Raw genomic sequence first — 12,613 nt, 5'->3', positions numbered from 1 at the left:
TCAGTATATCACCGCATTTGCCACTGCGACCCTTCCATTCATGAACACCCTGTTGCGATTCGTTGACAGATATGTGTCCTTTCCGCCAGTCATAATCAATAGCTCCTGACAATATAGTGAGAGTGAAGAGAGGTGACGGTATGTTCAAGAAGCGACGACCGAAACGATCTCCCCTGCCTGCACGTCATGTCTTCATCATATCGTTCATCGTGTTTGTACTGATGACGGTACAGAGTCTGTACATGATCAATAGGGGCATCGAGCCCGCACTCATGGAAATCGCTGAAACAACGACCCGGCAGTTCGCCGCCCAGGCCATCAACGATTCCATTTCCAAAAACATCTCTGAAGAGGTGGATATCAATCAGTTGATCGTGAAGCATGAAACCGGCGGGGAACCGAGCTATAGCTTTGACCCGGGTATATACAACAAGCTGATCGCAGAATCGACCGAAAGGGTCCAGCAGTACCTGGATTATGTGGAAAAAGGCGACCTGGAAAAGCTCGAGGCCTTTACCTCTGAGACGGAAATCGATTTTGAGAAAAGCAAAGATGCAAAAGGCATTGTGTATTATGTACCCCTCGGCCTTGCAGCAAATAATACCCTCCTGGCCAATATGGGCCCTCAGATCCCGATCCAGTTCATGATCATCGGGGACGTGCAATCCAATGTAGAGACGCAAACGAATGTGGTCGGGATCAATAACACCTATCTCGAAGTGTACATCAACATTTCGGTTGAAATGAATGTGATCATTCCGAGGCGGACCAAAACGATCAAGGTGGCCAATAAAGTCAAAATCGGCGATCTGTTCATACCAGGGAAAGTCCCGGACTTTTATAGCGGGAACGGCAGCGGAAGCTCCCCTGCCATCCAGCTTCCGAAAAAAAGCGAATAGAAAAAGCGGGTCCGGTCCCGGACCCGCTTTCTTCATTATTCCGGCATCCGCTTCTTCTTGAAGAATCTGCCGATCATCACTGTCCAAATCGAGATGTTCAAAAACATCCTGTCACCAACCCTTCACGTTCGTTAGGCTGTGTCCTTCTCCACCCAGAGCGCATTCAGCCGTTTCACTTGTATAAAAATCATGTTCATTCTCCTCCCTATAGTTTGATCGTACAGGCATTACAGCGTATGTGATGTGAAGTGGTGCAGTTTTGTCTTGGTTTCTTCGAAATGCTTCGAGACCGATTCATTATGTGCAGCTTCTTCGAATGACGTACGCTTCTTTTTCAACGTAAGCGTCACGAATAATAAGTTCAGAGTCATGGCGATCCCCCCTTTCAGTGGTTGTTTTTTTGCATGAAAAAACCGCAGGGACTCCCTTCCCGGCGGCACACAAAAAAGCCGCAGGAAGATGCATTCTCCCCGCGGCATTCATTCACATATTGGTCAGAATGAAAGATATCCCACTGTCGGTCGAATGGTAGTATGAAGTTGTACGGCGTTAATTCCTTTGATCATCATCATGTTACTCGACCTCCGTTTCCGTGTGATATTTTTCTTACATTGGTTAGTATATCCAATTTCAATGGAAAAGTAAACCACTTTTTCAAAAATATTTTTATCCAATTAAAGAGGTTGTGATAAAACCCAAAAAACACTATCAGCGTAGGTTCTTTATTCCGCTTATGATTTCCGTGCAAGACTTCGCTTTCCGCGGGTAGCCAGTGAGCCTCCTCGTCGATTGTGCGGGGTCTCACATCAGCTACTCTTCCCGCAGGAGTCTTCGTCCTGCACTCCTATCAACCGCTGGAAGCAATGAATATTTATCTAAACAAATTAAAAACCCAAATTCATTTGCCTGACTCTTGGCAAATGAATTCGGGTTTACTATGACTAGAACACTTTGGTCCCAGCCTTATTCGTCTTCCATAATTCGTTTTTGATACGTGATCGCCTTTTTAAAGAAGGTAAAAGAAGCGATCAGCAGGATCATGGTCATGCCCATGAGGCTGTACAACTTCACCGCGGTATCTGAAATGCCGGGGATCAATACGCCCAGATATAAGAATACGCTCAAATATAAAAGAGTGAATCCAAACCGTCTATAATCGGATTTCTTTTGTTCGAAAATGTTCTTATTCAACGTCGACACCTACTTTCGGACTAGTTGACTCACAATCTATGGTAACATATCCGAAGGTGTCAACCCTCATGTAATTGATGCCATCCCTGCCAGCTTATTTAGAGAGCGCTTGATCGATATCCTCAATCAGATCTTCCACATCCTCAAGGCCGACGGAGATCCTGACGAGGCCATCCGTGATGCCAAGTTCGTCACGGCGATCCTTCGGAATGGAGGCATGCGTCATGCGGGCAGGCACGGAAATCAAGCTTTCCACGGCACCGAGGCTTTCTGCCAGGGTGAAGTATTTCGTATTGGTGAGAAGACGGTCGGCATTCGCCTCGCTTCCCACATCGAACGAAACCATACCGCCGAAGCCAGAAGCCTGTGCTTTTGCAATCTCGTGATTCGGATGCGATTCAAGTCCAGGGTAATAGACCTTGGACACTTTTGGATGTTGAAGGAGGAAGTCGACGATCTTCTTCGTATTGACTTCGTGCTCTTCCATCCGGAGGCCGAGCGTCTTGATCCCGCGGATGAGCAGCCATGAATCCTGTGGACCGAGGACACCGCCGGTAGAGTTCTGAACGAAGAAGAGTTCTTCCGCGAGCTGATCGGAATTCACGACCACGAGTCCTGCCACGACATCACTGTGTCCTCCAAGGTATTTGGTGGCACTGTGAAGGACGATGTCTGCACCTAGGGCAAGGGGATTCTGCCAGTATGGCGTACTGAACGTATTATCAACTACGGTGAGCAGGCCATGCTTCTTTGCAAGGGCTGCTGCTGCTTTGATATCCGTGATCTTCAGGAGCGGATTGGTCGGTGTCTCGATATAGACCGCTTTCGTATTCTCACGGATCGCTTCTTCGATGGACGATGGATTGCTGGAATCGACGAATGTCGATTCGATGCCGAGCCTGTTCAATACTTTTGTCATCACACGGTAGGTACCGCCGTAGACATCATCCGTCAGGACGACATGATCACCGCTATTGAACATCATCATCACCGCTGTGATGGCGGCCATACCGGAACCGAATGCAAACCCTCGTTCTCCGCCTTCAAGATCTTTGATCAATTCCTCAAGGGCATGCCTGGTCGGATTTCCTGACCGGGAATATTCAAACCCCTTATGCTTACCGACTTCATCCTGCTTATATGTGCTTACCTGATAGATCGGTGTGGACACCGCACCCGTCTGGGGGTCGGTCGGAATGCCGCCGTGGATCAGTTTCGTTTTCTTTTTCATTCTGAACTTCCTCCTTCATAGATATCCTGACTTAAGTATCGTTCGCTGGAATCCGGGAAGATCGTCAAGAGATGTGCCCCGGGTTCAGCCTGCTCTGCTTCGAGGAGTGCCGCATACATGGCCGCACCCGAAGAACTTCCGACGAGAAGGCCTTCTTTTACGGCCAGTTCCTTTACCATGGTGAAAGCATCTTTATCACTCACCGTATGGATCCCCTCGAAATAAGATGGATCCATATAATCCGGCAGGAACTCCATGCCGATCCCTTCTGTGCGGTGGGGACCGGACGGACCTCCGTTCAGGATGGACCCTTCAGGCTCGACGATGACGGTCCTGAGCGACGCCTTCTGTTCTTTCAGGAAGCGCGCCGTCCCCATGAACGTACCGCCTGTGCCGGCGCCCGCTATAAACGTATCGATCCGTCCATCCATCTGTTTCCAGACTTCCGGACCGAGGGACTTGTAGTAGGTCATGGGGTTCGCTGCATTCGAGAACTGTGCAGGTGAATATGAACCGGGGATCTCCTTCAGCAGCTGTTCGGCCTTGGCGATGGCCCCCTTCATCCCGTCGGCTGTCGGGGTGTTCACCACCGTGGCACCGAGGGCCCTCATGAGGGTCTGCTTTTCGACCGAGAACTTTTCAGGGACGCAGAACATCACCTTGTAACCTGAACTCACCGCCGCCAGGGCAAGTCCGATACCTGTATTGCCTGCCGTGGGCTCTATGAGCGTACCGCCCTTTTGAATCTTGCCAGTCCGGATCGCATCTTCCAGTAGTTCTTTTCCAAGGCGGTCCTTGACACTGCCACCCGGATTCATGAATTCCAGCTTCGCGAAAAGCCGGACCCCTTTCTTCAGCGGGAAGTTCGTCAGTTCCACGATGGGTGTGTTCCCGATGAGTTCCTGTACACTGCTATATACTTCCAAAGGTTGCTCCCCCTTACAGAGCTGCCACCGGGACAGCTTCTCTCTTTATACGGACTCTACAATATTCATGACCATATTGGCTGAATGCAGGGCCGCTTTTTCCAGGTATTGATCGAATGACAGATCGGATTCCTTCCCGGCAATATCAGAAAGGGAACGGATGATGACGAACGGGGTGCCGAATTGATGGGCAACCTGTGCGATCGCAGCCGCCTCCATCTCCACTGCCTGCAAGGAATCGAACTTGTCACGGATCGCTTCGACCCGCGCAGGATCGCTCATGAATGAATCCCCTGTTGCGATCAAGCCGGAAACGACTTGTACGTCGCCCATTTTCTTCACCGACTGGACGGCGATTTGTTTCAATTTTTCATCTGCTGTGAAGGCAGCCGGAAGCTGAGGCACCTGACCGTATTCATAACCGAATGCCGTCACATCCACATCATGATGACGTACCTCTGTGGAAATGACCACATCCCCGACGTTCAGTGCAGGGTCGAATCCGCCTGCTGATCCGGTGTTGATGATGCAATCCGGTTTGAAATGTTGAAGTAGGACCGCTGTCGACATGGCGGCATTTACCTTTCCAATTCCGGAACGTAGAAGGACGACTTCCTTCCCTTTCATTGTCCCGCTTGTATATTCACACCCTGCGATGGTTTCGACCACAGGATTCGAAATGTTTTCCCTCAATAGAGTGACTTCTTCTTCCATTGCTCCGATGATGGCGATTTTCATAGTGTAAACCTCTTTCTACTGTTTAGTCGCCTCCATGATCCATACAAATGCGTTCACCTGATCGAATGTGACAGTGAATCCTTTTGGTTCAAGAAGGGCTCTGAACACATCCAATGTGGTGTAGTATTCGCGTTTCAGGTCATCTGCAAGATTGTGATATCCCTTTTCGATGGCTGCGGATATGGCGGCTTGATAGTGCCGGTCACTTTCGAACATGGTGTCGGCCCATACTATTTTACCACCACGGGGCAGGTACTTGCCATAAATCTCAAAGGCTTTTCCTTTTTCCTCGTCGGTGAGGTGGTGAAACGCGTATGAACTGACGAAAGAGTCCACCGCCCCATCAAGATTGAAGTCAAGGAAGTCACCATCTTTGAATGTCACCAGATCCCCGAGTTTCTGCATGCCGATCTCCCTCATCTCAGGGGAAGGCTCGAACGGCAGAACCTCCAGCTTGTTCTCCAAGAGCTTCTTCGTCAAATTGCCCGTTCCGGGACCGAATTCGACGACCCTTCCTTTTGCACGGGCAGCCACTGCATCAAGTATGGCATCATAGTGTTCAAACACCGCCTGATATTCAACATCATGACCCGTTACCGTATCGTCATATGAATTCGCCCAATCCTGGAATAAATCCAAAAACTCTCTACCCATCGATCCCACTCCTGTTGGAAAGTTTATAATTCCTATCCATATACTATGATTTAATTTTAAAACTGTTATTAAATTATCATATCCATCCTCATTATTCAACTGTTATCCATTGCTAAAGGGACAGACAAGCCCTAAAATAAGGAGGCGAACCGATAAGAGGGGGATAAACATGAGTATCTCATTTGAATTGATCAAGGATAAGGTGGAGTTCTTCGAAGCCGCAGATCTTTCCACTCTGGAGAAGAACATTTCCGAACAGATCGAATTGAACCAGTCGATCATGCTCAGGGTCCATCACGTCCAGCACCATGTGACGGTAGACGAACACGGACGCCGCCTTTATACGGCCGTCGTCCATTTCAAGCTGAATCAATGAATGCATCAACAGAAAAATCCGCCCGGGTCCATGACCCGGGCGGATTTCTTTAGTTCTTATCGTTTTCAATCAGTTCCTGAACCTTGGTAGGCTGCCAGCCTTCTCCATCGATCCACTGCAGATAGACCCTGTAAGCTTGGGAATCATTCTTGGCGGATACCGTACCGATGGATTTCTGAGGACTTCCATTTCCTTCAATATACCACACCGTCATATTGTTTTCCGGTATTCCGGTAGCGTAGGATAGAGCTTTCACCTTTTCATTCCAGTCGGGGGTCCCCAGATCATAGGAAGACACATGCTCCCCTGATTGTGAAGTGCCGACCGGCTTCCAGTCTGGATGCACAACGGTTTTATCCACATTCGGTTCGTCGCCATCCTGGACTTTGAGCTTGCTGTCATCTTCCGACTTCAGATCTTTTTCGTTGTCATCATCGGATTTTTTTTCATCTTTGTCTTCTTTTTTGTCCTTGTCCTCTTCATCGTCAGCAGCTTTTTTATCGTTTGAATCCTGGTCATCTGATTTGTCAGTATCACTTTTATTTTCTTCGGCAGAGGCTTTTTTGTCCCCTCCGTTACCAGTAGAGGAAGAAGCCGTATCGGAGCTTTTGTCGTTCCCGCCTCCAATAAGGATCGAGCCGCCCACTACAAGGATCAATAGGACGACGACTGCAATCATGATATTCAGGATTTTATTGGTGTTCTTTTTTGATCGTTTATCTAATCGAGATTGGTACTTCGCCATGTCTTTCCCTCCCTATTATCCTCAATAGTTTAACAGACAGGGGAAAAAGAAGAAAGCGAAACATTATCCATTTCCTTCGACTCATTCCTGATCAAGACGGTAGAGCGCATCGACACTGTCCTTGAAGATCGGATAGATGCCACCTTCATCCACAAGAACATCCATATTCACCGCCACGAGGGCATATTTCGGGTCGCGGAAAGGGAAGTAGCCTGCGAACCACTTATTATAAAGCTCATTTGCCTTGATGGTTTCTCCCCGGTAGCTTCCCGTCTGGGCTGTGCCGGTCTTACCGGCCACTTCGTATGCTGCTTCCTGCAGATAAGGGGCCGTCCCAAGGGGAGAATTCACGACTCCGCGCAAATATTGCTGCATTTTCATCGCTGTGAACGGGCTGATTCCTTCTCCGCCTTCCCGCTTCGGGAAATTCACCATATCCGCCCCGTTCTGATATTCAACCGTCGAAACCGCACTCACCTCGTACGCCTTCCCTCCCCTTGCAATCGTCGCCATCATATTGGCCATGCCGATGGGGGTCACCCTCACTTCGTTCTGTCCGATCCCGGTCATGGCGATCTCGTTGCGATCTCCCTTTGCTGCATCTGACGCAAAGATCCTGGATTGTTCCAGCTTCAACTGGGAGAAATCCTCATAGTGGAATACGTCCCCTTTCCAGGAGACATCTCCCGTGAGGCCGAGTTTATCTGCGTACGTCTCGATCAGATCTGGATCTTTTTCTGTCAGTTCATTCGCGAGGTCTGCAAATGTACGATTGCAGCTCGCTGCCAGACTATCTTTGATATTGATCGAGCCGTGGGGCTTCTGCGCTTCCCCGCCCCTGATATCCCGGTCACAGTCGAACATCCTTGATTCATCCACCAGCCCTTCCTCAAGGCTCGCCGCTGCGATGACCGTCTTGAAGACGGACCCTGGGATAAGGGCCTTTCTCATATAATCCGTCGCCCCTTCACCGAATGGCTCCCCCTCTTTCATCTTCGGTCGTGAGACGCTGGCCACGATCTCGTTGCTCTCGATATCAAGGAGAAGAAGACCGCCTTTTTTCATCTCGTACGTATCAGCGACTTCTTCAAGGGCTTGCTGCGCTCTTGAATCAATTGTCGTCTTCACGTTTAATGGATAGAATGGATTGGCCGAGGCGATATATTTCACGTCGGCTCCGAACAGAGGCCCTCCCGTTGCATCCACATGATACACGAGCTTCGCCTGCTCCTCGGCTATGAGCCATTCGTCAAATATGCCCTGAAGCCCCGAGACACCAACAGGCTGATTGGCCCCCTTGACCCTATCGGGATACCGCTCATGGAACAGGGTCGTGTTTTCACCCGTCACCCCGATCAGCTGCGCGGCAGGGATCACAGACTTTTTCACTTTTTTCTTCACGGCGAAGACCCCCTGCACCTCCAGAGCGTTCACGCGGTCCATTTGAGACTGCGTAAGATCCTGGCTCCCTTTCAAAACGACGGGTTCCTTTGCCCCGAGGAGATCCCGCTTGATGTCTGCTTCGTTCATCCCCAGGATGGATGCTACTGTGGCGCTCGGCCACTCAATCTTATTCAGGAACGGGAAGAGCACCACGACATTTTCTTCATCGAAGGTCAGGGGATTGCCTGCACGATCAAGGAAAGCCCCCCTCCCTTCGTCTATGACGATCTGCTGCGTCCGCTGTTCCACGCTGCTCTCAATCAGATTGATCTTATGCTTGGAAAATGACTCGGTTTGGACCAATTGCACCTGCATCAGCCTTCCGATCAGACCAAACAGGATGGATAATAGGATGATACTTAAGAATAAGACCCGCTTCTTCTTCATGCTTTCACCTCTCCCATCAGTGTTGACGGTTCCGAGATGAATTAGTCCTTTGATTTTCCCCATAAAAAAAGAGGCCCGCAGGCCCCCTTCTTTTTATCAGCTTACTTCTACGATCTTGACGCTCATTTCCCCGCCTGGAGTCTGAACCGTCACTTGTTCGCCTACTTTGTGTCCGAGAAGGCTTTTGGCGATCGGTGAGTCATTGGAGATTTTCCCTTCAAATGGATCGGCTTCAGCGCTTCCCACAATGGAATATGTTTCTTTATCGCCATCAGGAAGTTCGATGAAGGTCACCTTCTTACCAAGCTGGACCGTATCGGAATTATGATCATCTTCCTGGATGATCTTGGCGTTACGGATCATATTTTCAAGCGTCGAGATGCGTCCTTCTACGAATGCCTGCTCATCTTTGGCTGCATCGTACTCAGAGTTCTCGGATAGATCCCCGAAGCTCCTTGCGACTTTGATGCGCTCGACGACTTCTTTACGTTTAACCGTTTTCAGGTTCTCCAGTTCTTTTTCTAATTTTTCTTTCCCTTCGATCGTCATCGGGTATACTTTTTCTGTACTCATGACCCTCTTCACTCCTTCTCTATTTAGAGCATCCCCGTGCTCTTTATGTACCTTATTGCTTCAGCATGTAAAGCGAGGGAATGGAGAAGATGAAACCCTTCTCCATTCCCTGATGATGTTCAATTGTGGGGATTTGTAAATTTTGGACTTTATTTATCTATGCTATCGTATTACAAAAATGACTTTTGTTCAAGAATTGTTTGAATTTTTGTGACCATGAGATCGATGGCCACATGATTATGGCCGCCTTCCGGAATGATCACATCGGCATACCGCTTCGTCGGCTCGATGAATTGATTGTGCATCGGGCGGACGACCGTGATGTACTGATCAATGACGGAATCAATGGAGCGCCCGCGCTCCTTGATATCGCGAAGCATCCTTCTGATGATGCGGAGATCAGCATCGGTATCCACATATAGTTTAATATCCATTAAGTTGCGCAATCTTTCATCTTCTAATACAAGGATTCCTTCCAGGATGATCACATCTTTCGGCTCAACAGGAATCGTTTCATCCGAACGCGTATGCATCTTATAATCATAAACCGGTTTTTCCACGGGCTGATGGTCCAATAGTCCATGGAGATGTTCAATCAAAAGGTCATTATCGAACGCCAGTGGATGGTCATAGTTCGTCTTCAGACGCTCCTCGAATGGTAGGTGGGATTGATCTTTATAATAATAATCCTGCTGCAGCATGAGGATGGAATGGCCCTGGAATTGTTCGTAGATCGCTTTCGTTACGCTTGTCTTCCCTGACCCTGAACCTCCTGCTACACCAATGACGACGGGTTTCTGCTTCATAAGGTTACGATGTTCTCCTTTCGAATCATGCAGTGCTCCTGCTCTGCATGATCTTTCACAATTTATAATGGGTGGCGGACAACATCCTGCTCATTCCCTTTTTCATCCCACTTGGGTGTATGATGGGCTGAATGACCGGATCTGAACGATCCCTCTTTGGCCACTCAGCATTCCCCTCCACCCCCGCTCGTTTTTCATGCATGCATGATGAACGGTCAGCTTCACCGGAGTTCTAGGCTTCTTCACGGGTACCCCGTTTTTTGCTGATCGCGACCCCGTCCCCGACAGGAAGGATCGACGTATCATATTCCGGATGGTCCATCAGCCATTTATTATAGTCCTGCAGCTTCTTCACCATGTTACGGATCCGCTTCTGCTCAACCACTTCCTCTGCAACAAGCCCCTTGAACAGAACGTTGTCAGAGTATACGACACCTTCTTCGGTCAGCATCTCGGAATAACTGTCGAAGAATTTGCGATACTGACCTTTGGCAGCATCGATGAAGACCGCATCATACGGCCCATGACGCTTTACATCTTCCTGCAGCTCGAGGGCATCACCGAACAGGGTGGTGACCCTGTCACGTGCAGATGAACGGCCAAGGAACTCCTGCGCCTTCTCATACCTTTCCCCGTCCCTTTCAAGTGTGACGATGGTGGTATCGGGAAGCGCTTCGGCCATCCTCAGTGCAGAGTATCCGATTGCCGTCCCCACTTCAAGGATCCGCTTCGGCTGTTGGATCCTGAGCATCCCAAGGAGTGCCTCGATTCCGACAAGCTCCATGATGGGCACATCGTTCGCTTCAGCATATGCTTCCATTTCCTGAAGCAGATCGGAACGGTCCAGAACAATGGATTCTATATAATCGATTACTTTTTCGTCCACGGAATCAACCTTCTATCGTTTATTTTCCGGCCCTGAGAGCGCAATGAACATGAAAAGAAGAAAGCTACCTTGAGCTTTCTACTTACAACGCCGGGCATCGGTATATGAAAATAACTTGTATCATTTTATCATATGAAGAGGAGGAAAGCGAATATTTCTTTCCTCCTCCATGGATCAGTCCTTCTTATTCGTGATGTACTTTTCTTTCTTTTCATTATGTTCATCCAGGGTTTCCGAATAGTAGACGGTCCCGTTGGATGAAGCAAGGAAGTAGTAGAAATCTGTGTCTTCCGGCTCCAATGCCGCTTCGATGGACGATACCCCTGCATTTGAAATCGGCCCTGGTGGCAGTCCTTTATTCTTGTACGTATTGTAAGGAGAATCCACTTCCAGATCCTTGTAGGTGGTCCTTGCCTTATGTTTACCAAGTGAATACAGCACGGTTGGATCCGTTTGAAGAGGCATGTCCTCTTCAATGCGGTTATAGAAGACACTTGAGATCTTTCCTCTGTCCGCTTTCTCCGTTGCTTCCTTCTCCACCAGTGAGGCAAAGGTCAAGAGTTCATGCGGGGACATTTTCTTCTCTTTCATGGCCGGCTCGTATTGGGCCAGCACCTCGTTCGTCTGGTTGATCATTTCCTTCAGCATGCTTTCAAGCGACGGCTTCTTTTCGTAGAACGAATAGGTTGCCGGATATAGATACCCTTCAAGCGGCCGTTTGATGTTTTTGTTTGAGACATCTTTCGTAATGAGATTCGGATATTCCTTCTTTAATTGCTCGATCCATTTCTTATCTTCCAGCTTCTTTTCCACTTCCTGCTTTGAATACGGTGACTTTTCACCGATCAGCGCGGCGATCTCATCAAGCTGCAGGCCTTCTGGGACGGTGATGGTGAACTCCGCATCACGGATCACCCTGCCGGTCTTCAGGCTTTTGATGATCTCATCCATCGTCATGGATGGAGTGAGACCGTAGCTCCCTGCCTGGAACCCTGATTCATTGTTGAACTTCACATAATACTTAAATACCGTTGCGTTCTTCACGATCCCCTTGTCTGCAAGAAGATCTGCGATGGTGGAGACTCCGGAGCCGATCGGCACCTCTACATTGACGGGCTTGGAATCATCGGGGTCCACGGGCTTCAGGGCGGACTTGACGTAGAAATAACCGCCTACAGCCGTTCCCCCAATGAGGATGACCACACATAGAAGAATGAGGCCGACGATCTTCCTGATGGACCTTGCTTCGGATTGTCGTTCGAGTAATTTTTTCATCAGCGTTTCCTTTATCTCTTTTTTATCTGTCATAACCATTCCCCCCTTTCGAGCAAAAAGCGGGATATCCGACATTGATTTCGACATCATCTCCACCATTATACAATATTTTGCACAAAGAAAAACAGGGGCCGGTAAAAAGGAGAGAGTTTTCTCCCTTCACCGGCCCCTGCGTGTGATGAATCCTTATTCCATTTCTTCATCTTCGAGGAATGTGTTGAGCATTTCCTCGATCATGTCCCACTCATCTTCTGTTTCGATCGGTTGCAATTCGCCTTCTTCGCCTTCGTTTCCAGGCAGGAATGCAGAAGCGTGGATTTCGATTTCTTCTTCATCATCCTCATCTGCTCCAAGTGGATAATACAGAACGTATGATTTGTTGAATTTATCTGATTCGAATGTGAAGAGGACTTCACAAAGCTGTTCGTTTCCTTGTTCGTCTACTACTGTGATCTGTTTTTCGCCATGTTCCATTTTAAATAC

General features: G+C 48.7%; 15 protein-coding genes. 2 read left to right on the top strand and 13 right to left on the bottom strand.

The features are described from left to right. Positions 1-140: 140 nt before the first annotated feature. Positions 141-899 carry a sporulation protein YunB gene (yunB, locus tag ACNA6I_RS02195; RefSeq protein ID WP_048006174.1) on the top strand — a complete coding sequence of 253 codons (759 nt, stop codon included), beginning with the start codon at positions 141-143 and terminating at the stop codon, positions 897-899. 227 nt (positions 900-1,126) lie between these two features. Here the strand turns inward: yunB and ACNA6I_RS02190 are convergent, their stop codons facing one another. The 6 genes from ACNA6I_RS02190 to ACNA6I_RS02165 all read right to left on the bottom strand — a co-directional run bounded on the left by ACNA6I_RS02190 (position 1,127) and on the right by ACNA6I_RS02165 (position 5,639). After that, positions 1,127-1,270, bottom strand: coding sequence for a YrzI family small protein (locus tag ACNA6I_RS02190; RefSeq protein ID WP_159129885.1), 144 nt, complete (start codon positions 1,268-1,270; stop codon positions 1,127-1,129). A gap of 592 nt (positions 1,271-1,862) precedes the next feature. Beyond that, the gene (locus tag ACNA6I_RS02185; RefSeq protein WP_048006176.1) at positions 1,863-2,090 is read right to left on the bottom strand and encodes a YrhC family protein; all 228 of its coding nucleotides are present in this window, start codon (positions 2,088-2,090) and stop codon (positions 1,863-1,865) included. A 94-nt stretch (positions 2,091-2,184) separates the two neighbouring features. Further along, complete coding sequence (locus tag ACNA6I_RS02180) at positions 2,185-3,321, bottom strand: bifunctional cystathionine gamma-lyase/homocysteine desulfhydrase (protein ID WP_048006177.1); 1,137 nt, start codon at positions 3,319-3,321, stop codon at positions 2,185-2,187. Beyond that, the gene (locus ACNA6I_RS02175) at positions 3,318-4,247 is read right to left on the bottom strand and encodes a PLP-dependent cysteine synthase family protein (RefSeq protein WP_048012618.1); all 930 of its coding nucleotides are present in this window, start codon (positions 4,245-4,247) and stop codon (positions 3,318-3,320) included. Before ACNA6I_RS02175 ends, ACNA6I_RS02180 begins: the two co-directional genes overlap by 4 nt. A gap of 45 nt (positions 4,248-4,292) precedes the next feature. Continuing rightward, positions 4,293-4,985 (bottom strand): 5'-methylthioadenosine/S-adenosylhomocysteine nucleosidase, encoded by a 693-nt coding sequence (mtnN, locus tag ACNA6I_RS02170; protein ID WP_048006179.1) that lies wholly within the window; start codon positions 4,983-4,985, stop codon positions 4,293-4,295. Positions 4,986-5,000: 15 nt separating this feature from the next. After that, positions 5,001-5,639 (bottom strand): class I SAM-dependent methyltransferase, encoded by a 639-nt coding sequence (locus tag ACNA6I_RS02165; RefSeq protein WP_048006180.1) that lies wholly within the window; start codon positions 5,637-5,639, stop codon positions 5,001-5,003. Positions 5,640-5,808: 169 nt separating this feature from the next. Between ACNA6I_RS02165 and ACNA6I_RS02160 the strand changes: the two genes are divergently transcribed. Then, the gene (locus tag ACNA6I_RS02160; protein WP_048006181.1) at positions 5,809-6,015 is read left to right on the top strand and encodes a DUF2536 family protein; all 207 of its coding nucleotides are present in this window, start codon (positions 5,809-5,811) and stop codon (positions 6,013-6,015) included. Between the two features lie 49 nt (positions 6,016-6,064). Here the strand turns inward: ACNA6I_RS02160 and ACNA6I_RS02155 are convergent, their stop codons facing one another. From ACNA6I_RS02155 to ACNA6I_RS02125, 7 genes are all read right to left on the bottom strand, one after another. Then, a complete protein-coding gene (locus ACNA6I_RS02155; protein ID WP_048006182.1) occupies positions 6,065-6,760 on the bottom strand; it encodes a YrrS family protein in 696 nt (231 codons plus the stop codon). Positions 6,761-6,841: 81 nt separating this feature from the next. After that, positions 6,842-8,590: a peptidoglycan D,D-transpeptidase FtsI family protein gene (locus ACNA6I_RS02150; RefSeq protein ID WP_416312903.1), complete on the bottom strand. Its 1,749-nt coding sequence runs from the start codon at positions 8,588-8,590 to the stop codon at positions 6,842-6,844. Positions 8,591-8,686: 96 nt separating this feature from the next. After that, positions 8,687-9,163, bottom strand: coding sequence for a transcription elongation factor GreA (gene greA, locus ACNA6I_RS02145; RefSeq protein WP_048006184.1), 477 nt, complete (start codon positions 9,161-9,163; stop codon positions 8,687-8,689). A gap of 170 nt (positions 9,164-9,333) precedes the next feature. Then, complete coding sequence (gene udk, locus ACNA6I_RS02140; protein WP_048006185.1) at positions 9,334-9,969, bottom strand: uridine kinase; 636 nt, start codon at positions 9,967-9,969, stop codon at positions 9,334-9,336. Between the two features lie 232 nt (positions 9,970-10,201). Next, on the bottom strand, positions 10,202-10,855 hold the full coding sequence (locus ACNA6I_RS02135) for an O-methyltransferase (protein ID WP_416312902.1): 654 nt from the start codon (positions 10,853-10,855) through the stop codon (positions 10,202-10,204). A gap of 174 nt (positions 10,856-11,029) precedes the next feature. Further along, the gene (gene mltG / locus ACNA6I_RS02130; RefSeq protein WP_416312901.1) at positions 11,030-12,169 is read right to left on the bottom strand and encodes an endolytic transglycosylase MltG; all 1,140 of its coding nucleotides are present in this window, start codon (positions 12,167-12,169) and stop codon (positions 11,030-11,032) included. 147 nt (positions 12,170-12,316) lie between these two features. Beyond that, positions 12,317-12,604, bottom strand: a complete 288-nt coding sequence (locus ACNA6I_RS02125; RefSeq protein ID WP_048006187.1) for a DUF1292 domain-containing protein — start codon at positions 12,602-12,604, stop codon at positions 12,317-12,319. Positions 12,605-12,613 lie beyond the last annotated feature (9 nt).

Source organism: Rossellomorea sp. FS2, assembly GCF_047915635.1.
GTDB classification, from domain to species: Bacteria; Bacillota; Bacilli; order Bacillales; family Bacillaceae_B; genus Rossellomorea; species Rossellomorea marisflavi_A.
Note: the sequence above shows the minus strand (reverse complement) of the source record. Positions and strands in the feature narration are given on the sequence as shown.